The organism is Klebsiella michiganensis, from assembly GCF_002925905.1.
Taxonomy (GTDB): domain Bacteria; phylum Pseudomonadota; class Gammaproteobacteria; order Enterobacterales; family Enterobacteriaceae; genus Klebsiella; species Klebsiella michiganensis.
Genome location: NZ_PRDB01000024.1, coordinates 28,400 through 48,618 on the forward strand (window position 1 = coordinate 28,400; position 20,219 = coordinate 48,618).

At 56.0% G+C, this 20,219-nt stretch carries 20 protein-coding genes and 2 pseudogenes; 7 read left to right on the top strand and 15 right to left on the bottom strand.

Annotated elements, in window-relative coordinates; all coding sequences use genetic code 11:
• Positions 1-4: 4 nt before the first annotated feature.
• The gene (locus CDA56_RS28030) at positions 5-838 is read right to left on the bottom strand and encodes a GPO family capsid scaffolding protein (protein WP_104011486.1); all 834 of its coding nucleotides are present in this window, start codon (positions 836-838) and stop codon (positions 5-7) included.
• 159 nt (positions 839-997) lie between these two features.
• On the opposite strand from CDA56_RS28030, the gene CDA56_RS28035 reads away from it, so the two are divergent.
• The 3 genes from CDA56_RS28035 (at position 998) to CDA56_RS28045 (ending at position 4,565) form a co-directional block, all read left to right on the top strand.
• Positions 998-2,719 (top strand): terminase large subunit domain-containing protein, encoded by a 1,722-nt coding sequence (locus CDA56_RS28035; RefSeq protein ID WP_104011487.1) that lies wholly within the window; start codon positions 998-1,000, stop codon positions 2,717-2,719.
• Entirely contained in the window at positions 2,719-3,771 is a 1,053-nt protein-coding gene (locus tag CDA56_RS28040; RefSeq protein ID WP_104011488.1) for a phage portal protein, read from the top strand. Before CDA56_RS28035 ends, CDA56_RS28040 begins: the two co-directional genes overlap by 1 nt.
• Before the next feature lie 440 nt (positions 3,772-4,211).
• Positions 4,212-4,565 (top strand): hypothetical protein, encoded by a 354-nt coding sequence (locus tag CDA56_RS28045; protein ID WP_104011489.1) that lies wholly within the window; start codon positions 4,212-4,214, stop codon positions 4,563-4,565.
• Positions 4,566-4,575: 10 nt separating this feature from the next.
• Here the strand turns inward: CDA56_RS28045 and CDA56_RS28050 are convergent, their stop codons facing one another.
• The 11 genes and pseudogenes from CDA56_RS28050 to CDA56_RS28095 form a co-directional block, all read right to left on the bottom strand.
• A complete protein-coding gene (locus CDA56_RS28050) occupies positions 4,576-7,191 on the bottom strand; it encodes a replication endonuclease (protein ID WP_104011490.1) in 2,616 nt (871 codons plus the stop codon).
• A 24-nt stretch (positions 7,192-7,215) separates the two neighbouring features.
• Complete coding sequence (locus CDA56_RS28055; protein WP_242446380.1) at positions 7,216-8,325, bottom strand: DNA cytosine methyltransferase; 1,110 nt, start codon at positions 8,323-8,325, stop codon at positions 7,216-7,218.
• Complete coding sequence (locus tag CDA56_RS31015; protein ID WP_170064948.1) at positions 8,301-8,456, bottom strand: hypothetical protein; 156 nt, start codon at positions 8,454-8,456, stop codon at positions 8,301-8,303. The genes CDA56_RS28055 and CDA56_RS31015 overlap by 25 nt, the downstream gene beginning before the upstream one ends.
• A 10-nt stretch (positions 8,457-8,466) precedes the next feature.
• Positions 8,467-8,691: a hypothetical protein gene (locus tag CDA56_RS28060; protein WP_228276615.1), complete on the bottom strand. Its 225-nt coding sequence runs from the start codon at positions 8,689-8,691 to the stop codon at positions 8,467-8,469.
• Positions 8,691-9,646: pseudogene (locus tag CDA56_RS28065) on the bottom strand (DNA adenine methylase). Before CDA56_RS28065 ends, CDA56_RS28060 begins: the two are co-directional and overlap by 1 nt.
• Before the next feature lie 10 nt (positions 9,647-9,656).
• Complete coding sequence (locus CDA56_RS28070) at positions 9,657-10,223, bottom strand: 3'-5' exonuclease (protein WP_242446381.1); 567 nt, start codon at positions 10,221-10,223, stop codon at positions 9,657-9,659.
• An 8-nt stretch (positions 10,224-10,231) separates the two neighbouring features.
• Positions 10,232-10,456: a hypothetical protein gene (locus tag CDA56_RS28075; RefSeq protein WP_104011493.1), complete on the bottom strand. Its 225-nt coding sequence runs from the start codon at positions 10,454-10,456 to the stop codon at positions 10,232-10,234.
• Positions 10,457-10,524: 68 nt separating this feature from the next.
• Positions 10,525-10,797, bottom strand: a complete 273-nt coding sequence (locus CDA56_RS28080) for a hypothetical protein (protein ID WP_104011498.1) — start codon at positions 10,795-10,797, stop codon at positions 10,525-10,527.
• A gap of 2 nt (positions 10,798-10,799) precedes the next feature.
• A complete protein-coding gene (locus CDA56_RS28085; protein ID WP_032737937.1) occupies positions 10,800-11,039 on the bottom strand; it encodes a DUF4754 family protein in 240 nt (79 codons plus the stop codon).
• Positions 11,036-11,314, bottom strand: a complete 279-nt coding sequence (locus CDA56_RS28090) for a hypothetical protein (protein ID WP_228276616.1) — start codon at positions 11,312-11,314, stop codon at positions 11,036-11,038. Before CDA56_RS28090 ends, CDA56_RS28085 begins: the two co-directional genes overlap by 4 nt.
• A gap of 125 nt (positions 11,315-11,439) precedes the next feature.
• Positions 11,440-11,772, bottom strand: coding sequence for a Cox family DNA-binding protein (locus CDA56_RS28095; RefSeq protein WP_104011494.1), 333 nt, complete (start codon positions 11,770-11,772; stop codon positions 11,440-11,442).
• 94 nt (positions 11,773-11,866) lie between these two features.
• Here CDA56_RS28095 and CDA56_RS28100 point away from each other — a divergent pair, with 94 nt between their 5' ends.
• Positions 11,867-12,169, top strand: coding sequence for a helix-turn-helix domain-containing protein (locus tag CDA56_RS28100; protein ID WP_004201485.1), 303 nt, complete (start codon positions 11,867-11,869; stop codon positions 12,167-12,169).
• A gap of 87 nt (positions 12,170-12,256) precedes the next feature.
• Positions 12,257-13,264 carry a phage integrase gene (locus CDA56_RS28105; RefSeq protein ID WP_104011495.1) on the top strand — a complete coding sequence of 336 codons (1,008 nt, stop codon included), beginning with the start codon at positions 12,257-12,259 and terminating at the stop codon, positions 13,262-13,264.
• A 33-nt stretch (positions 13,265-13,297) separates the two neighbouring features.
• Here the strand turns inward: CDA56_RS28105 and CDA56_RS28110 are convergent.
• Both CDA56_RS28110 and selD read right to left on the bottom strand, forming a co-directional pair.
• Positions 13,298-15,311, bottom strand: a pseudogene (locus CDA56_RS28110) (DNA topoisomerase III).
• Between the two features lie 4 nt (positions 15,312-15,315).
• A complete protein-coding gene (gene selD, locus CDA56_RS28115) occupies positions 15,316-16,359 on the bottom strand; it encodes a selenide, water dikinase SelD (RefSeq protein WP_014228965.1) in 1,044 nt (347 codons plus the stop codon).
• Positions 16,360-16,586: 227 nt separating this feature from the next.
• Here selD and phoC point away from each other — a divergent pair, with 227 nt between their 5' ends.
• On the top strand, positions 16,587-17,333 hold the full coding sequence (gene phoC, locus CDA56_RS28125) for an acid phosphatase PhoC (RefSeq protein ID WP_032749502.1): 747 nt from the start codon (positions 16,587-16,589) through the stop codon (positions 17,331-17,333).
• A 231-nt stretch (positions 17,334-17,564) separates the two neighbouring features.
• Here the strand turns inward: phoC and CDA56_RS28130 are convergent, their stop codons facing one another.
• Entirely contained in the window at positions 17,565-18,116 is a 552-nt protein-coding gene (locus CDA56_RS28130; protein WP_038424334.1) for an NAD(P)H nitroreductase, read from the bottom strand.
• 166 nt (positions 18,117-18,282) lie between these two features.
• On the opposite strand from CDA56_RS28130, the gene sppA reads away from it, so the two are divergent.
• Entirely contained in the window at positions 18,283-20,136 is a 1,854-nt protein-coding gene (gene sppA, locus CDA56_RS28135) for a signal peptide peptidase SppA (RefSeq protein ID WP_014228962.1), read from the top strand.
• Positions 20,137-20,219 lie beyond the last annotated feature (83 nt).

Below are 20,219 nucleotides of genomic sequence, written 5' to 3' on the forward strand. Positions count from 1 at the left end.
GATATCAGTAGTCAGCGAGCTGCGCGTTATCGCCACCGCCTGCTGCCGGGCGCTGGCTGAAATTGCCGTCCGTCCCTTCAAGCTGCTGGCGAAGTGCGGCAAGTTCAGTGGTCAGCTTCTGGATAGCGGCTTTGTCCTGCTGGCGTTCCTGTTCGGCAGTACTGAACTGCTCGCCAAGATCAACCTGTGATTGCGCCACCGCTTCAACAGCCTGATGCACCTGACCGAAGCGCTGATCGTCGGTTTTCTGCCCCTTGCCGAGAATGCCCATGACCCGGTTAAACCACTGCTTACCCTCATCGCTGCGCTGTGCGGCCAGCTCGATCACTTCGGCCTCCAGGGCCTCGGTAAACATTGGCGCCTCACCTTGCTGGTTGTTGAAGGCCATCACCGATGCGCGTTGCTGTGCCGCAAACTTGAGGCGTTCGGTACCCAGGCTTGCCGGGGTGTCAGTCATTGCCAGCCCGACAACATAGGCTTTACCGTTAAGAGCGAACTGCGGATGCAGCTCAATGCTGGAGTAGACCTTCTGGCCTTTATTGGTCATCTGCACCATGCGATCAGATGGTTCGATCTCAGCATAAAGCGCCGTTCGCCCGGCTAACGGGCCATCGGTAATGTCTTCGGTGCTGAGTGCTACCACATCTCCCATTGCGCCAAAATCGCTACCCGGAAACATAGAGAGATAGTGCTCAATGTTGACGCGTGCGCCGTACACCTCCGGACTGTAGTTCGCCGCCGCATCGCGGAGGTGTTGCGGCTGAATTTCGCGGCCATCCACGGTATTCCCGGAGACGGCAACGCGAAACTTCTTACGGGGTTTAGCTGTGCCTGCCATGTTCGTTTACTCGCTGGTTTTTGAGTTCCCGGTGATGATGGCAGGGGCTGACGTACGCGCTCAACGCGTTGTTGTTGTGAGGGTATTGCCACAACCAAAAGCGGGCGAAAGGGCACGCGCGCGCGGGTTAATCTCCCCGGCAGGAAGCGAGGAGGACAAATGGCGATTGAAGAAGCATTCATCATGCACCGGGCGCGGCAGCTCTACTGGCAGGGATACCCGCCAGCGGAGATCGCACGCCTGATGGGTATCAATCAGAACACGGTTTACTCATGGAAAAAGCGCGATGAGTGGGACACCACGCCGCCGATCCAGCGTGTCACGACGTCCATTGATGCACGACTGATCCAGCTCACCAGTAAGGACACAAAGACCGGGGGTGACTTCAAGGAAATTGACCTGCTGACACGACAGCTCAAAAAGCTGGATAACGGCACGCCAGTGACGCAGCCGAAGAAGAAGATCCGCAAGAAACAAAACTTCTTTTCAGAGGCGCAGATCTCCGCGCTGCGTGCCAGCATCATCGACTCGCTGCACTGGCATCAGAAAACCTGGTATGAAAACCATCACCACCGTAACCGTGCCATCCTGAAAAGCCGTCAGATTGGTGCGACCTGGTACTTTGCCCGCGAAGCACTGTTGCGCGCGCTGTCTGACGACGTGAAGTACAAGCATCAGCTCAACCAGATATTCCTGTCGGCCAGCCGTCGCCAGGCGTACCAGTTCCGCAGCTTTATTCGCGCCGCTGCCGCTGAAGTTGATGTTGAGCTGAAGGGCGGCGACATGATCCAGCTGTTCAACGGCGCGGAGCTGCACTTTCTCGGCACGTCGGCGGCAACTGCACAGTCGTACACCGGCAATCTGTACTTTGATGAGTTTTTCTGGGTCGGGCAGTTCGCGAACCTGAAGAAAGTGGCCGGTGCAATGGCAACCCTGAAGGGTTTAACGCGCACCTACTTCTCTACACCATCGGCAGAGAGCCACGAAGCGTACCCCTTCTGGTCGGGTGAGGCCTTCAACAAGGGCCGCAGCCACGGTAAGCGCGTGGAGTTTGACACGTCCTGGAAGACGCTTAACAGTGGGCTGATGTGTCCGGATAAAATCTGGCGACAAATAGTCACGCTGCAGGATGCGGTCGATCACGGCTGGGATTTGACTGATATTGACGAAATCCGTGAGGAAAATAGCCCGGAAGAGTACGACAACCTCTACGCCTGTACCTTCATCAAGAACGGCGAAACGGCCTTTGACTACAACATACTGCTGAGCTGCGGTGCAGATGGTTACGACGAGTGGCCGGACTGGAAACCTTACGCCATGCGACCAGTGGCCGATCGTCCGGTATGGATCGGCTACGACCCCAATGGATCCAGCGGCAAAGGCGACAGCGGGGCCATCTCTGTCAATGCAGCGCCACTGATCCCCGGCGGAAAGTTTCGCACTATTGAAACCATTCGCGTGCGCGGCATGGAGTTTGAGGCGCAGGCCGCCATGATTATCAGCATGCTCACGCGCTACAACGTCCAGCACATCGGCATTGACGGCAGCGGTATTGGTGAGGCGGTGTACCAACTTGTGAAGAAACGCTTTCCGGCGGCGGTGTGCTACCAGTTCTCGCCAGCCAGCAAGCGCATGCTGGTACTGAAAATGCTGCAACTGATACGCGCTGGCCGCTGGGAGTATGACCGTGGCGAATATGACCTAATTACTGCTTTCTGTGCTGTACGCAAGGTGGTCACGCCCGGTGGCGTCATCACCTACGATACCGACCGCGCCCGTGGTGTGAGTCACGGCGATCTCGCCTGGGCGACCATGCTCGCCACCGTTAACGAGCCGCTGGGTCAGGAAGGCGGCAACACTATGACTGTTATGGAGTACTGATGAGCAGACGAAAATCCCCGCGCGGCAGGCAGTATGCCCGGGAGCAAGCCGACCTCGCCGACGCACTGAAGTCGGCGCCGGGCCTGAGCGCGTTCACGTTTGATGGCCCGTGGCCGGTGACCGGTGCTCATGACCTGCTGGATAACATGTACTGCGCCAACAATGGCCGGTACTACGAGACGCCGATCAGCTGGTACGGGCTGGCCCGCCAGTTTGGATATGCGAGCTGGCACCAGTCGGCGCTGTTCTTCAAGCGCAACGTGCTGGCCGGGTGCTTCATCCCGCACAGGCTGTTGTCGCGTCAGGCGTTCTCGGCCTTTGCGCTCGACTGGTTTGTGTTCGGTAACGCGTACCTTGAGATGCGCCGCAACATCCTGCGTGGGCCGATTGGGTTTCGTAACTCACTGGCGAAGTACACCCGGCGTGGTTCTGACCTCGATACCTACTGGTTTATTCAGTCCGGCCTCGATGATCACCAGTTCGAAACCGGTTCGGTATGCCATGTGATCAACCCGGATATTCACCAGGAGATCTACGGCATGCCGGAGTACTTCGCCGGTCTGCTGTCGGCGAACCTGGCCCACTCTGCCGACAAGTTCCGCAAGCTGTATTACGACAACGGATCGCATGCCGGTTGTATTGTCTACGTCAGCAGCGCAGTGGCTGACGGGGAAAGCCTGGAGAACCTGAAGAAGACATTGACCGATACACGGCGCGGCGGGGCATTTAAAAACATCCTGCTGAGTGCGCCCGGTGTCGGCAAGGATGCCGTGCAGATCCTGCCGTTCAGCCAGATATCAGCGAAGGATGAGTTTGTCGGCGTGAAATCCTCCACGCGTGACGACATGCTCGCGGCTCACCGTGTTCCGCCGCAGCTGATGGGTGCCATCCCGGAAGGTAACGGATCATTCGGCGACGTCGAGAAGGCGGCGAGAGTTTTTGCGGTCAACGAGCTGACGCCGGTGATGGAAGCGATGAAGCATGTTAACGACTGGCTAGGCGAAGAAGTGATCCGCTTCAACCCTTACGCCCTGCTGGAAACCCCGAAGTGATCTGAAGGTACCGCACTGCCATTCCCGGCGGTGCGGTACCGGCCAGCAGCACCATCATTCCCGGCCATGTCGGCCACCCCGCAACACCTCAATGTCATATCCCCAACCAGACGCAGCCAGCGCCATTCTGGCGTGCTTTTGCCTGCGTGCTCGCCGGATGCACCGCGAAAGTGCGCGCCCGTCAGGCGGCTTCTGGTGAAGTGTATCGACCCCTTCCCTACCCCCAAAGCGCGCGCTTACTCCCCCGCCTCGCCTGCGCGCTAAACCAACCTCTTTTTGTGCAGTTTGTGCAGACCGCCCAGCCCCGCCAGTGCTGGGGCGGCGCAGCAAAAACGCCGTTTCAAAAATTGTGCAAATTTGTGCGCTTTTGCGCAAAATGAATAATGCTATTATCATTCGTGCATCCCGACTAAATATCATTTTGACACTAGGTAATTTTTATGAAATTTAAAGAAATAGCGGCGCTAATAGCGCTTGCGTTATCTGCTATTGTCGGCTTGATTGTTTGTTATGTAGCGGGAAATGCCCTCCTCAGCGTAATCATCCCGATAACCTCATCTTTTTTCGCTCTTTTTATTGTTATCGCCCTTGTTAAATCTTCATGGGAAGCCTTAACACGCCACAATAAATCCCAAGATCACCATGCAAAAAAACCACACTATGACACTGCGCCGAAAAAATTCTCCGAACTCGTAGAGCTAAAAGATCATGCCGTATACTCATCAACCAAGGCCCAACTTGAGCGGCAACTAAAAGAGCTTGGAGTAAGCCTTGACGATGATAGAAAAGAATAAACCATAATCGCTACATATTATTCTTAACTCTGCATTTAGTGGCTTTTTTCCAGCGTTTAACCAGGCTGTTTATCGCCATATATTCGGAAGTTGGTTTATCTTTCTCACCTGCCCGCCACACCTTCACTTCACGCAACCGGCCATTGTCCGCCGCGAGCAGATCGCCACCGTAGCGAACGCGGGCGCCGCCAGCGACTGACCGCACAACTTCATCACTGACGAAAATCCGACAGTCCCGGAGCTGGGCGCCGATGCTGGCGATCACCTCTTCGGAGATGCTGTGTTTTTGCGTCGATTCCTGTTGCTGCGCCTGGCGCAATGCGGCTTCGGTCTTTTTCTTCTGATATTCCGCAACCGCGGCGGCGTAGTTATCCGCGCGGCGCTCTGCCTCGATCCGCAGCTGTTCGCGCCAGCGGCGTTCCGCCTCTTCCGGCGTCAGGCTCATATCTTTCGCGGCGGTAACTTTTGGCCCCCATGCCAGCGCGGTTTCATCATCAATCGCCGTGCGCAGGCCGCGCGCGGTGCGCGTGAAGGCTTGATCTGAGCTTTCGCGGGCGGATTTTCTGATCCGGCTGGTGATTTCCTGCCTTTGCTGGCGTGAATATCGCCTCAAAACATCGATATTCAGCGGAAGTTCTGTCGCTGAACTGTCTTCTGGCACGGTTTTATCAGCTGACACCGCCGTTTCTGACGGCGGTTTTTTGTCCGATTCGGCGCGCCCCGTACAGTTATTGACAGAACTCCGAGGGGCCGCTGCGCGGCCTTCTAAGGTCAAATTCTCGACCGGCGACGGCTTGCGCTTCGGCACAATTTTGTATTCGGTGGTACGGGTAAAAATGACGGATTCACGGATGGTGAGAGGGCAATAGACACCGGTTATTTTGGCGACCGTGTCACCATAATCATTGCCCTCCTCGGTGTATTCGTAGCTGAGACGAACGCGCAGGCAGTCACGAGGCACCAACGGGCCGCCCTGGGCGTTGGTGTACCCCGGCCAGTCCGCCGCGTCAGCAGCTGCGCGAGCCTCTTCGATCTCGGGATGTAGAACCAGCTCGCAGTTACCTAACCGGCGCAGCTCGCGCCAAGTGGTCACGGGGGCGCCGCCGATCTGCTGAAACTGGCGGATATTCCAGCGCGACGCCCACGCGCGCACGCGCTTTGCCATCTCTTTGACGGACTGGCCTGATTCATCGTCTAACTCGCCGTCCATGCCGTAGCCGTCGATATTTTTCGAAATGTATTTCGCGATATAGCCCGTTGCCGATCCAAATTTTTCATCAATCGGCGTAACGGTAAAGCGGTGCTCCTGCGCCCCCGGCTCGTTGCCGTCCTCTTTCAGTGCATGTTTGCGGAAAATAGCCGTTGCATATTCCACCTCTTCCGGGCGCAGGAATAACAACAGGTGCCAGTGTGGGGTTGCGTCGTGGTGCGGCTCGGCGACACGAAAGCCGAAAGTACGAATACCCTCGCGTCCCCATTTAGCGCGGACTCGCGCCCAGACTTTGCAAAGGTATTTCTGCGTCTGGCGCGGGCCAGCGTCGCGATATTTGTCGTTGCGCTTGCCCGATTTTACGTGCGTGGAGTGATAACGAGACGGCGCGGTTAGCGTATAGAACATGCCGACCAAACCCATTTCGGTTGCCATGTCCTCAAACCCGCGCATGCGCACCATCAGCTCGGCGCGGGCGTTTTTGGGGTTGGACGTGCTACCCATGACCTTGTCCAGTAAAGAGCTGCGCTCACCGGTGGCCTGATCTTCCAGCTCCATAGCCTGAAGGTATTCGAAGTTCGCTTTTTTCTGGGCCATCCATTCCTTGAAGCACGGATCAGAACAATATGGCGACGCAACTTTACTGACGTAGCCCGCGGCTATCATGAGATGTTCTCGCCAACAGTCATGGATTCTGCGGATTTTACCTAACCACCACTTTTCCGACTGAAGGCGCGCAACGGCACGCAGCGCCTCTTCGGCTTCCAGCTCCTCTTCGCAGTACCGAACCCAGCCAGGGATCGCGATATTGAGTGTCATCGCCTTACTGGCGATCGCGCCATACGCATAGATTGTGGAAAACTCTACATCGGCGGTTTTCTCGTACTGAAAATCAAACTCGCGCATAAACTCGCTTTTCATCAGGTTTGCGAGTTTATAAGCCAGTCGTTTCAGGCGTTTTTTGTCAGCCCACGGCAGTAAGTGAAAATCATCGCGCAGCGGGAAAAGGATAGCCGGGAGGTTGCTTTGTGGCAGGTATTGGGCGTTTACCGCATCAACGCGACGCAACACATGGCGCTCAAACGTGCTGAACAACCAGCGTACAGCCTCTTTTGGGTCCTGGCTCTCCAGCGACTCCAGTCGCTGAGAGAACCGCTTGCGGATAAACGCCGGTAGAGTCTGAACCCGGCGGCGCAGGTATTGGGCTCGGCCTTTGCGGTCGAATGCTTCCCGGGCGGCACCTTCGCGCGGGCGCATGGGGGTGCGATAAACGGTATCGACCAAATCCGCATAGGCGAGCTTCTTCCGCTCGCCTTTCGGGGTGAGATACTCAATCGCAGAATCTGCAACGCTATTGGGGTTAATAGCCTGCCGTTTGGCGTTCCAGCTCCATGCCAAAGCGGTGGAATCAGACATGATCCACCGCTGCCATGTAGGATTTTATGAACGCTGCCGCCGCTTCAATGTTGATAGCGTTTCCGTAGGCGCGCAGTCTTCCCACTCTGGCGGGAACCCCATTAGCCAACGGGAATGATCCGGGTCTAACTGGCCGCCACTTTCCATCCTGGCAATGGAGCCAATCAGCATCACTCCAGAAACTGTTAACCGGGCCGGCCCCGCAATCTGCGCAGCCACATCCAGCCTGTCCGTTGATAGTTTTCCGTTGCGGATCCGCCCGCCCTGATAGCCGCCTTTTCCGTCCGTGGCTGTCGGAGTCGGCCATGCTGCCAGTCTGGCAGCGCCGCCCAGCGTCGTCCCGCGCTTTGGTGCATTGGCCGCCGCACCCTGCCCCGCAATCTGATTGTTGTCGATTGTCGTTGGCGTGGGCCAGCCTGCCAGCAGATGCACTGACTGCCCCAGCGTCAGGCCGAACCCGTTGTTTCCATATTTGGTCGAGTATTTCTCCCTTCTCTCCAAAAGCTTTTGCAAGTCTTTCGGTTCGAATTCGTTCGCGGCCGGCGTCGGCCAGCCAGTTAATAACGCTGCTGTCTGAAGGTTTACCCCCCCTGTCGGTTGAAATTCCCCGCGCCCTTCCCATTGTTCGCGAGAGGCGTCGGCCACCCAATACGCACGGTCTCGCTGGTGCGGCGCACCGACGCTCGCAGACGGAAACGCAACCGCCCCGAATGCATAGCCCAGGGCTTCCACGTCAGCCTGTACAAGGTCGATCCAGTCATTCGCGTCAGCGCTGCCAGATTGCTCGCCAAAGACCACGACAGGGCGGCGCTGGCCGACAAGCCAATGTGCGGCGGGCCATAGGTGCCGCTCGTCAGTAAATCCTTTTTTTCTGCCTGCCTGGCTGAAAGGCTGGCATGGGCATGATGCTGACCATGCCGGGCGACTATCTGGCCAACCTGCCCGACGCAGTGCGAGCGACCATCCACCGATTCCGGCGAAGAAATGGCACTGTGTGAATCCTTTAAGGTCATTTGGGGTGACATCCTCAATTGAGCGGGTATCAACGACGCCAGGCGCAATATGGCCGGCGTCGATAAGGTTGCGTAGCCATTGGGCCGCGTACGGATCTATTTCGTTGTAATAAGCGACCACAGCACCTCCCACATCACAGAGCCAACACGAAAAGCGAGATAGCCCATCGGCAACCAAAAAAGCAGCGAGCACAGCACGCAGCAGATCACGAGGTTTCGCCAGAACGGGCGAGAATTGATTTCTTTGTTCATCTGCAGGTCCTCAGAATGGCAATTCATCTTCATCGGCAAAGTCGCTATCCAGACTCACAACCGGTATCAGCACGGTGTCGCCAAGCTGAATAGCGCGGGCCTCGCGTTTTGTGCTCGCGGAGATATCAGTGCGGAGGTACTGGCCATCGACCATCACCTCCACTTCCACCATCCAGAAGTCGCCAATCGGCCAGTACTCGATCACCCGAGTAACAACGGCATCAATCTGGCTCATCAGAATGGCTCCCCGTTATCGAAGCCGGCGGCCATATCAACCCCGATCCAAATCGCTGTCGGCGCTAAGCATTCCTCGACGTCTTCGCAGCTAGCGCAGCTGCGCGTGTAGCAATCGGCGGAATCAGGAAGTACGCCGATCACTTCACCGGCCATGTCGCGGCTTTTGGCGCTGACAGAGCGGCGAACACTGAAGGCATGGAGATTGAAAGCGGAATAGATTTCGCGGGTTTCCGGGGTATCGCTGTTGGAGATAACCGAGCGGGTGCCATGCTGGCGATGAGCATCGAGCAGGGTTGCAACCAGGGCGCGATGATCGTCCAGGGTAAACGGCTTGCCGTAGGTGGTGAAATTGGCGGTTTTGCTGGCCGGGATGTAGGGGGGTCGCAGTAAATAACTGCGTCGTACGTCAGCTGCATAACGTCAGGGATGACGTGACTAAAATCGCCATCAATGAAAATGGCTTTTGTGTCGTTGGCCTTTTCAGCAAAGCCGTGCATCTCATCGGCCGGAAAGTAAGGTGCGGCATATTTCCCAAACGGGACGTTATGATCACCCTTCTGATTGACGCGATATACCCCGTTAAAGCAATGGCGGTTCAGGTACAAAAACAAAGCGGCGTACAGCAAAGCGGTATCGGCTTTGCCTGTGTCGCTCCACTGCATGGAGTTAAATAGCGCCCGGCGCTTGTAATACTGCTCTTCGTTATTGCCATCCAGAAACATTCTGCGCGCGGTGTCGATCAGTCTCTCGGTGTTGGAAGTCAGCATACGAAAGAAGTTGATCAGCGCGCGATTGCTGTCGCAAAGCACATAGCGACGGTATTCCGTGTTCATGAATACCGTGCCGCTGCCAACGAATGGCTCAATCAGGCAATCAGCTTTCGGCAGATGTTTCAGCAGCTCTGGCATGACGCGGGTTTTACCCCCCGCCCATTTGATGGGTGATTTAATCATTGCCTCGCCCTCAGAGTGATTCGAGTTGTGGAGTGGTAAGGCGCTGCCAGATCTCGCAAACCTGCTCGGCCTGATAGACGGCGTCGGTTAAAGCGTTGTGCGCAACTGAGCGTCGCGGGTGGGGGGCGTAGCCGATAGCACCAGCCACCGTAAGCAGCGAGCGGAAGCAGCATTCATTCCAGTAAATCCACGGCAGCATGGAAACGCCTTCGAGCGATGAGCGCTCGAATGCAGATTTGAGGATCGGAAAGTCAAACGAACCGCCCTTGCACCACACCTTCAGATTCTTTTTCGTGGTTTCAGGGAACGCGCCTTCAATGAATCTGGCGAAACCCAGCATCACCTCAATTTCATGCGACTTCGCGCCTACCAGCTCGCTAATAGGTTCTTTATCCTGCCTGAGCCACCACATCACCGTATCGGCGGAGATATGAGCGCCGCGATTCTGAGAGGTGCGCGGATCAATGGTCTGATAGAACGACGGGCCGATTTTCCCGTTTGACGGTTCGAAGAAAACCGCGCCAATCGCGCAAATCACTGCATTCGGTTGGGTGCTGAGCGCTTCAATATCGATCATTAAGTGGTTCATTGCTTGTTGCCCTCGCTGATTGGTAATTCGCGGCTATCAATCCACCGCTCGACTGATGAATAAATTTCTTCCGGGGTAGCGCTTTCCTTTTTCAGCTGACCGATGAAAATACGCAGCAGGCCCAGAAGGTGAGCGCGTTCGTGCTTCCGAGCGTTGGCGCTTATTTCCACAAACTCCGGATCGCTTATTCCGCCATCCAGTTTTATTGACGTGATCGACATGCGACCTCCTGAAAAAGGCAAAACGAATCCCCGGCAAAATGAATGCCGTTATTTTTAATGCTGGTTAATTAGTGGTTAGGGCGCGACTTTCTTTTAACCTGCTTGAATAACCTTTCGTGCCAGTAATACATAAAATCAATAAAGGTCATTCGTGCGCGCTCATGATTACCGCGAATGGTTTTTTCCAGACCGTAAATAATTAAGTCAATCGACGGGCTGTTAGAGCTGACAGTAATACGCGCACCATTTCTCAGGTGGACAGTGAAACCCTGCTCAGCGTTTTCTATCGCCTCGCGGATCAGCATTTCACGTTCCCATGATGTTCTATCTTCGCTGAAGATACTCATACAGCAAGCTCTATCGCGGCTGGAGACGGTATCTCGCCATTCATGATCGCGCTAACGAACGGGCGCAGATCACTAAGTGCGTCGTCATCATTCATGCAGAAGGCGGCACCATAAATATGCTGGACGCCACTGGCTAATACACCGTAATGCGACTCACGGCCTTGCGGGTTGTTTTCCAGATTGAAATAATAATCTTCCAGCATTTTATTAATCTGCTCAGCATAAAGGCGTTTCATTTCCCGTTCTCCCAATGATTAATAAAGCGGTGATTGGTAATAATGCGATCTATCGTTTTGCGTGCTTCCGATAAAGCAAAGTCAATTCCGAAAGAATCACCATCTTTCATAATTTGATAACGCTTCTTACCTACCCTGCGCGGTAATACACGGATGGTGAAGCCGCAACAAATTCCGGCGTGCTTATTTATCCAGGTGACTTTCGGCAAGCTATCGTGGGATGTGATGCGAATGTTTCCCGCGCACTTGCCATGCTGTGAGTAGCGTTTATTCATTCTTGCCAGCCCTTAGTAAATAAAAGTCGTGATGAATTTTATTATTAGCGCAATGGCAATCGAAGAAATGCACGTTCCCACGATTATTAGTGCACAGTCCGTCATTGCCTCTTTAGTGGAAATATTCATGCTGCTCCCCCACCACTGAACATGTTCACGCCCATGTCGCTTGCAAGCTTGCTAGCTTTTTTAATCCAACCTGCCCGCCAGTCCTGGCGCTCAGGGGGAAGTTTCGAAGTGGCTTCGTGAACCATTTCCAGCCACTCATTCCACAGAATGAGAAGGCGGCGAGTACTACCATCGGAGCCAAGAACTTCACGTTCTGTAACCATCGGCAGCAAACGACGATCCATCATGTGGCGGACTGCTGACTCCGTTTTACCAGTGCGACGGGAAAACTCATCAGCGGTAATCGGGTCTGGAATCTTAAACAGTGCGATCAAAACTGCATCTTTCATGTGATATTCTCCATGTTTGGGGTATTACTGCTTTTTTTACCCCTAAAACGGTGTCTGCATTTGAATTTTGGATCATACATTTGGAAAACGCAATATGAATTTGCCAATTAGTGAACGCCTCAAGCTCATGAGGGAAAGCGAGCGCATTACCAGCCGCAACGAAGCTGCTGAAATTATTGGAATTCCTCACAATGCGCTTTGGCGTTATGAAACTGGGGAATCAATACCAAAAGGCGACGTAATGATGAAAATTTTAAATACCCCGAGATTTGAAAAATATGCCCTATGGTTCATGACCGGAAAGATTGCTCCTGAATCCGGTCAAATCGCACCGGCTCTCGCACACTTTGGGCAAGACGAAACCACGTCTCAGCCCTCAGACCAGAAAATTGGCTAAGCATATTTCTTGCTTATCTCTATGAAAATCATCGCGTAACTATCTGTTACGTGGCACCAGAAAATGTGTTTACCAGAGGTGACAGCTATGACCGTTAAGCTGCTCGATGGTGGACGCTATAAAGTGGATATTAGACCGCGCGGAGCGACAGGACGTCGTATACAGCGGATTTTTAACAAAAAAGCTGATGCTGTTGCTTTTGAAAAATATGTCATCAGCAATATGCACGACAAAGACTGGCTGGATAAACCAACCGATCACAGGCGGCTAAGTGAGCTACTTGCGAGGTGGTGGGAGCTGGAGGGACGAAGCCATAAGTACGGGGAAAAAAGAAAGCGCGAACTGAAACGGGTGATAAACGACATGGATGATCCCAGGCTTTCAAAGGTCAATAAGGGTTTTATCGTTGAGTATAGAAGCCAGCGCCTCTACGAAGGGGTAAAGGCATCGACGGTTAACAGAGATCTGACCTCGCTGCGTGGGCTTTTTCGGGTCCTAATTGAAGCTGATGATCTGCATGCAGAGAATCCACTAAAAGGCATACCCGCACTGAAGGAAGAAAAACCCGAAATGTCCTACCTGACCACTCAAGAGATTGAGGCCCTTTTGTCAGTGGTTACCGGCGATGCGCGACGCCTTACGGTGCTCTGTTTGAGTACAGGCGGTAGGTGGGGGGAATCTTTAAACATGCTGGCTCAGAACATGATGCATGGTAAGGTAACCTTTACCAAGACCAAAAACGGAAAGGCCCGCACCGTTCCGGTTACTCCGGAGGTAATGGAGTACGTGAAAACCAAAAGCACAGGCAGGCTTTTTAATGTTGATTATGTTGAATACCGCAAAACGCTCAAGGCGTTAAAACCAGACCTTCCAAAAGGCCAGGCAACGCATGTATTGCGGCACACTTTTGCGGCACACTTCATGATTAACGGGGGGAATATTTTGACGTTAAACAAAATATTGGGACATGCAAAGATTGAGCAAACGATGGCTTATGCACACTTTGCCCCTGACCATCTTGATGATGCGATGCGCCGCAATCCGCTAAGCAATGGCATCCATATTCTATCCAGCCAATCGGTGAATGATGGTTAACGTCGATACCCCATAAATAAGCTAACCCCATGATTAATAGCATATAGCCAGTAATATCATGGGGTCAGCAGCCCCGGTTTCCCGGGGTTTTTTATTGCGGACTTTCCGCCGCAGGGCCGGCGGCGCTTTTTTTATCTTTCGCTTTGGCTCTGCCTTTCCCCTTACTAAAGCTCTTCTTGCCGTCGCCCGGGGCCACAATTCCGCGGAAGCGGCGTACCGGCGTGCTCCTGGCCTGGTCGATAAGCTGGAACAGGGTACCGACCAGCGGCTGCATAAAGTCCTGATAGCGGCACTGTTTCTCGCTGATTTGCGTCAGAATAGATTCCCAGTGGGCGGTCATATCCGGGCGCGTCGCCATTTCAGGCAAAGAGTGAAACAGCGCCTTCCCGGCGTCAGTGGAGTGGATATAGCGCCCTTTCTTGGTTAAGAAGCCGCGTTTGAACAACAGTTCGATAATCCCGGCGCGGGTTGCCTCCGTACCGAGGCCGTCCGTTGCGCGCAGGATCTTCTTCAGGTCTTTATCCTGCACAAAGCGGGCAATACCGGTCATCGCCGATAGCAGCGTCGCATCGGTAAAATGACGCGGCGGCTGGGTCTGACGCTCCACCACTTCGCCTTTTTCGCATAGCAGCTCGTCATCCTTTGCCACCACCGGCAGCGGCATGCCGTCGTTCTCTTCATCGCGCTCTTTATTGCCCAGCAGGGTTCGCCAGCCCGCTTCCGCCAGAAAACGCGCTTTGGCAACGAACTTGCCGTTGGCGATATCGAGATCGATCTGGCATTTGCGGAACACCGCATCCGGGCAGAACTGCATCAGATACTGGCGGGCAATCAGGCCGTAAACCTTTTCTTCGTTGTCGCTGAGTTTTACCTGCGAACTGCGGGCGGTCGGAATAATCGCGTGGTGGGCATCGACCTTTTTATCGTCCCAACAGCGGTTACGGATCTCCGGATCCACCACCGGCTGCGGCAGCAGATCCGCCGCGTGCACGCCGATCGCGTTCAGCACCGCATGGCGCCCGGCAAAATGCTCCTCCGGCAGGTAGCGGCTATCCGAACGCGGATAGGTAATCAGCTTATGGGTTTCGTACAGCTTCTGGCAGATATCCAGCACGTTCTGCGCGCTAAAGCCGAAGCGCTTCGCGGCTTCAATCTGCAGCGCCGAGAGGGAGAACGGCAGCGGCGCTGGCTCAGAGTCCCGCTTATCGTTATAAGCGGTGACCGTCGCCGGCTGCCCCTCAATGCGCTTGACGACGTGCTCGGCAAGCGAGCGATGCAGCAGTCGCCCCTCTTCATCCTGGTACGGTTCACAGGCCTCGCTGGGCACCCAGGTGGCGACAAAACGCTCATCCTTGGGGGTAACGATATGCGCCTTGACGTCGAAGAAGTCTTTAGCGACGAAGTTTTCAATCTCTTCATCGCGGCGTACCACCAGGCCAAGCACCGGCGTTTGCACGCGCCCGACCGAGAGTACCCCCTGGTAACCCGCGTTACGGCCAAGGATGGTGTACGCGCGGGTCATATTGATCCCGTATAGCCAGTCGGCGCGGGCGCGGGCCAGCGCGGAGACGCACAGCGGAACAAATTCGCTGTTGGCGCGCAGGCGGTTAATCGCCCGCTCCACCGCCTGCGGGTTGAGATCGTTAATCAGGCAGCGCTGCACCTGCTGACGCTTTTCCGGCGCCAGCTGCAGGTAGTCAAGTACCTCATCCACCAGCAGCTGCCCCTCTCTGTCCGGGTCACCCGCATGAATGACTTCCTGCGCATCGCCGAGCAGACGCTTAATCACGTTAAGCTGTTTGGTCACCGACGGTTTAGGCTGGAGCTGCCACTTTTCCGGCACGATAGGCAAGTCGAGCAGGTTCCAGCGCGCATAGCGAGCATCGTAGACGTCGGGCTGGGCCTGCTCCAGCAGGTGGCCGATGCACCACGTGACCACCTGCCCGTTACCGCACTCAATGTAGCCGTCGCCTTTGCGATGCGGTTTTGGCAGTACATCGGCGATGGCGCGGCCGAGACTCGGTTTTTCTGCAATAAACAGCCGCATGAAATCAACGGATCTCGATCATGGGGCGTCCGCCGCGGGCGGTAACCAGCTCGCCGATAGCGGTAAGCGTGATACCAAACTCAGCGGCGGCAGCCTGCACCTCAGCCTCGGCTTCCGGCGTTACCGCCAGCAGCAGACCGCCGGAGGTTTGCGGATCGCACAGCAGATCGCGCCACGCTGGCGGCATGTCGCCCATCAAATGGCCGTAGCTGGCAAAGTTACGCCCGGTACCGCCCGGCACCGCGCCCGCCGCGATGTAGGCTTCGACGCCGGGCAATTTCGGGATATCCGCATAGGTAAGCTGCGCCTGTACGCCCGCGCCGCGGCACACTTCGCTCAGGTGGCCCAGAAGCCCGAAGCCGGTGACGTCGGTCATCGCCTTCACGCCGTCAATGTTGGCGAACGCCGAGCCGACGAGGTTCATCTGGCACATGGTTTCCGTCGCCAGCCCCTGGTGCTCAGGCTTCAGCAGCGACTTTTTCTCCGCGGTGGTCAGCACGCCAATACCCAGCGGTTTAGTGAGATACAGCTTGCAGCCGGCCTGCGCGGTGCTGTTTTTCTTCACCCGCTCGGTCGGGACGACGCCGGTCACGGCAAGCCCGAAAATGGGTTCCGGAGCGTCAATGGAGTGGCCGCCGGCAAGCGCGATCCCCGCCTGCTGGCAGGCAAAGCGCCCGCCCTCAACCACCTGACGGGCAATTTCCGGCGCCAGGGTATTGATGGGCCAGCCGAGAATAGCGATCGCCATAATCGGCTTACCGCCCATGGCGAAAATATCGCTGATGGCGTTGGTCGCCGCAATGCGCCCAAAGTCGAACGGGTTGTCGACGATCGGCATAAAAAAATCGGTAGTACTGACGATCGACGTGCCGTTACCGAGATCGTAGACCGCGGCATCATCGCTGGTTTCGTTGCCCACCAGCAGATTCGGGTCGATAAATTTGGCCTGGTCGCTTTGCAGGATAGTTTCCAGCACCTTAGGGGAAATTTTACACCCGCAACCGGCTCCGTGGCTGTATTGCGTTAAACGAATGGCTTGCTCGCTCATGGACATCTCCTGTCATTGCAATCCCGATATGGTAGCGCCCAAATGGCGGAGTGGTAAGTGCGACAGTCCGAAATCGCGTATGGTTGCTCATTAAGCAGACAAAAAACCGATTTTGCGATGCGGCCCCGCTTTTTCAACGTGATTTTACCCTTTACTAAAAAATGACAGAAATATGACAAGCATAAATTCTGTTTTCTCTGGACATATAACAACGTAAGGAAGTTTTCATGAAAAAGCGTGTTCTCGCCGTTTGCCTGGCCAGTCTCTTCTCCCTTAACGCTTTCGCCCTGGTTCCCGCCGGTAACGACGTCACCACAAAACCCGATCTCTACTACCTGACCAACGCCCAGGCCATCGACAGCCTGACGCTGCTGCCGCCGCCGCCGGAAGTGGGCAGTATCGCGTTTTTAAACGATCAGGCGATGTATGAGAAAGGCCGTCTGCTGCGCGGCACCGAGCGCGGTAAGCTGGCGGTTGAAGACGCCAACCTGAGCGGCGGCGGCGTCGCCAACGCCTTCTCCGGCGCCTTCGGCTCGCCCATTACCGCCAAAGATGCGCCGGAGCTGCACAAGCTGCTCACCAACATGATTGAAGATGCCGGCGACCTGGCGACGCGAGGAGCGAAGGAGAAGTACATGCGCATTCGCCCATTTGCGTTTTATGGCGTCGCCACCTGTAACACCAAGGAACAGGATACGCTGTCGAAAAACGGCTCCTACCCCTCCGGCCACACCTCTATCGGCTGGGCCACCGCGCTGGTGCTGGCTGAGATTAATCCCCAGCGGCAAAATGAAATCCTTAAGCGCGGCTTTGAGCTCGGCGAGAGCCGGGTGATCTGCGGCTATCACTGGCAGAGCGACGTAGACGCGGCGCGTATCGTCGGTTCGGCGGTCGTCGCCACGCTGCATACCAATCCGGCCTTCCAGCAGCAGCTTCAGAAAGCGAAAGACGAATTCGCGAAACGACAGAAGTAACATCGTCGCCGTTGAATGCCCGGAGGCGGCGTCTGAAACGCTCTGCCTCGGCTACGGGTTCCCAGCCGTCCGCGGTTTGGTAGTCCGGACTGGTGCGCCAGCACCGCCTCCGGGAAAGGTGTCAAGTCTGATACACTGACACTGCTTCCACCCGGCTCGCGCTGCGCTTAGCCGGGCTACTTCCCCCGAGGAGGCGGTGAGCCGGGCCCGCCCGGCATAACGAGAACGGACTCAGAAGCGCGTCACGAACGGCGCGGTATCCGGCAAAGCGATGGTGGTTGACGCTTTGAGCTGCGGGGTCCCCAGATAGAGAAAGCCCACGATCTTATCCTGCTCGCGGCAGGCAAACCCTTCGCGTACAACCGGGCTTTCGGTTAACGCGCCGCTGCGCCAGATGCCGTTAAACCCCTGCGCCACGGCCGCCATCTGCATGGCCATCACCGCACAGCCCGCCGACATCTCTTGCTCCCACTTTGGCACCTTCGGATGATCTTCACAGTGCGCCACCACCGCAATGATCAGCGGCGCGCGAAACGGCGCGCTGCGCGCTTTTTCAATCGCTTTTTCATCTCCCCCTGCCGCCACCGCGCCTTTTTCCAGCAGCTGGCTGAAGCGCTCGCGCCCTTCATCGGCAATAATGAAGAAGCGCCACGGCTGCAGCGTCCCGTGGTCCGGCGCGCGCAGGCCAGCGCGAAGGATGTTTTCCAGCTGTTCGCCCGCCGGAGCCGGGTCGGTCAGACGTGAAGCGCTGCGGCGATTAACCAGTAGTTCGAGAGCATCCATCTGTATAACTCCTGTGATGTGATTTTTCATAAAATTAACATGCGCAAGGATTTTGTTACAGCCCAACGGGTGATTCCTGCTGACAACCGACGGCACTCTCATTAGGATAGCCAGACGCGGCAGCCCCTGCGGCTCGCCCATTTTTGATTATGGTTAGGGAGAATACATGCGAACTCTTTGGCGACTGCTCGCCGGATTTTTTAAATGGACATGGCGCGTGCTCAATTTCATTCGCCAGCTCGCACTGAACGTGGTTTTCCTGGTGCTGGTGCTGGCCTGCGTCGGCATCTGGGCCCAGTTCAGCAGTACAACGACAGAGCACGCTACCCGCGGCGCGCTGCTGCTGGATATCACCGGCGTGGTGGTCGATAAACCCTCGGCCAGCAGCAAGCTTGGCGTGATTGGCCGCCAGCTGTTTGGCGCCAGTTCCGATCGCCTGCAGGAAAACTCGCTGTTCGACATTGTGCAGACAATTCGCCAGGCGAAAGACGACCGCAATATCACCGGTATCGTTCTGGATCTGAAGGACTTTGCCGGCGGCGATCAGCCGTCGATGCAGTATATCGGTAAAGCGCTGCGCGAATTCCGCGATAGCGGCAAGCCGGTATATGCCATCGGCAGCAGCTATAGCCAGGGTCAGTACTATCTGGCCAGCTTCGCCAATAAGATCTGGCTCTCGCCGCAGGGCGAAGTGGACCTGCACGGCTTCGCGACCAACGGCCTGTACTACAAATCGCTGCTCGACAAGCTCAAAGTGTCGACCCACGTTTTCCGCGTCGGCACCTATAAGTCAGCGGTAGAGCCGTTTATCCGCGATGATATGTCCCCGGCGGCGCGCGAGGCGGACAGCCGCTGGATTGGCGAGCTGTGGCAAAACTACCTCAATACCATTGCCGCCAACCGCCAGATCACCGCTCAGCAGCTGTTCCCCGGCGCTCAGGGCGTGATTGACGGCCTGCGTAAAGTCGATGGCGATACGGCAAAATACGCGCTGGATAACAAGCTGGTTGATGCGCTGGGCACCTCTACCGAGGTGGAAAAAGCGCTGACTAAACAGTTTGGCTGGAGTAAAGAGGACAACAACTACAGCGCAATCAGCTACTACGATTACACGCTGAAAACGCCTGCCGACCAGGGTTCCGCAATAGCGGTTATCTTTGCTAACGGCGCGATTATGGATGGCGAAGAAACGCCGGGTAACGTCGGCGGCGACACCACCGCCGCGCAGATCCGCGACGCGCGCCTCGATCCGAAAGTGAAAGCGATCGTGCTGCGGGTTAACAGCCCGGGCGGCAGCGTCAGCGCCTCCGAGATGATTCGCGAAGAGCTGGCGGCGGCAAAAGCGGCCGGTAAACCGGTGGTGGTCTCAATGGGCGGCATGGCAGCCTCCGGCGGCTACTGGATCTCCACCCCGGCGGATTATATCGTCGCCAACCCCAGCACCCTTACCGGCTCTATCGGTATCTTTGGGGTGATCAATACCGTCGAAGATACCCTCGGCTCAATTGGCGTCCATACCGACGGCGTGGCCACCTCGCCGCTGGCTGATGTCTCAACCACCAAAGCGCTGCCTCCGGAAGTGCAACAGCTGATGCAGCTCAGCATCGAAAACGGCTACAAGCGTTTTATCACCCTGGTGGCGAACGCGCGTAAGAGCACGCCGGAGAAAATTGACCAAATCGCTCAGGGCCACGTCTGGACCGGTGAAGATGCAAAAGCGAACGGCCTGGTCGATAGCCTTGGCGACTTTGACGACGCGGTGGCAAAAGCCGCCGAGCTGGCGAAGCTGAAACAGTGGCATATCAACTACTATCAGGAAGAACCGACCTTCTTTTCGATGGTGGTGGATAGCCTGACGGGTTCCGTTCGCGCGGCGCTGCCGGCAGCGGTCCAGGCGTATCTGCCCGCACCGGTCGCCGCGGCGGCCAATGCGGTGAAAACCGAGAGCGATAAGCTGGCGGCATTCAACGATCCGCAGAACCGCTACGCGTTCTGCTTAACCTGCGCCAATATTCGTTAATCCTCTGCCGCCCCATCCCGTGGGGCGGCATTTACTTTATTTTTTCTTCCGCCCCTCTATACTGCGCCTGTCTACGTTTAACC

Excerpts from the sequence above, each read along its gene's own strand:
- CDA56_RS28030 (WP_104011486.1), bottom strand. The coding sequence starts at position 838 with ATGGCAGGCACAGCTAAACCCCGTAAGAAGTTTCGCGTTGCCGTCTCC.
- CDA56_RS28035 (WP_104011487.1), top strand. The coding sequence starts at position 998 with ATGGCGATTGAAGAAGCATTCATCATGCACCGGGCGCGGCAGCTCTAC.
- CDA56_RS28040 (WP_104011488.1), top strand. The coding sequence starts at position 2,719 with ATGAGCAGACGAAAATCCCCGCGCGGCAGGCAGTATGCCCGGGAGCAA.
- CDA56_RS28045 (WP_104011489.1), top strand. The coding sequence starts at position 4,212 with ATGAAATTTAAAGAAATAGCGGCGCTAATAGCGCTTGCGTTATCTGCT.
- CDA56_RS28050 (WP_104011490.1), bottom strand. The coding sequence starts at position 7,191 with ATGTCTGATTCCACCGCTTTGGCATGGAGCTGGAACGCCAAACGGCAG.
- CDA56_RS31015 (WP_170064948.1), bottom strand. The coding sequence starts at position 8,456 with ATGAACAAAGAAATCAATTCTCGCCCGTTCTGGCGAAACCTCGTGATC.
- CDA56_RS28060 (WP_228276615.1), bottom strand. The coding sequence starts at position 8,691 with ATGAGCCAGATTGATGCCGTTGTTACTCGGGTGATCGAGTACTGGCCG.
- CDA56_RS28070 (WP_242446381.1), bottom strand. The coding sequence starts at position 10,223 with ATGATCGATATTGAAGCGCTCAGCACCCAACCGAATGCAGTGATTTGC.
- CDA56_RS28075 (WP_104011493.1), bottom strand. The coding sequence starts at position 10,456 with ATGTCGATCACGTCAATAAAACTGGATGGCGGAATAAGCGATCCGGAG.
- CDA56_RS28085 (WP_032737937.1), bottom strand. The coding sequence starts at position 11,039 with ATGAAACGCCTTTATGCTGAGCAGATTAATAAAATGCTGGAAGATTAT.
- CDA56_RS28090 (WP_228276616.1), bottom strand. The coding sequence starts at position 11,314 with ATGAATAAACGCTACTCACAGCATGGCAAGTGCGCGGGAAACATTCGC.
- CDA56_RS28095 (WP_104011494.1), bottom strand. The coding sequence starts at position 11,772 with ATGAAAGATGCAGTTTTGATCGCACTGTTTAAGATTCCAGACCCGATT.
- CDA56_RS28100 (WP_004201485.1), top strand. The coding sequence starts at position 11,867 with ATGAATTTGCCAATTAGTGAACGCCTCAAGCTCATGAGGGAAAGCGAG.
- CDA56_RS28105 (WP_104011495.1), top strand. The coding sequence starts at position 12,257 with ATGACCGTTAAGCTGCTCGATGGTGGACGCTATAAAGTGGATATTAGA.
- selD (WP_014228965.1), bottom strand. The coding sequence starts at position 16,359 with ATGAGCGAGCAAGCCATTCGTTTAACGCAATACAGCCACGGAGCCGGT.
- phoC (WP_032749502.1), top strand. The coding sequence starts at position 16,587 with ATGAAAAAGCGTGTTCTCGCCGTTTGCCTGGCCAGTCTCTTCTCCCTT.
- CDA56_RS28130 (WP_038424334.1), bottom strand. The coding sequence starts at position 18,116 with ATGGATGCTCTCGAACTACTGGTTAATCGCCGCAGCGCTTCACGTCTG.
- sppA (WP_014228962.1), top strand. The coding sequence starts at position 18,283 with ATGCGAACTCTTTGGCGACTGCTCGCCGGATTTTTTAAATGGACATGG.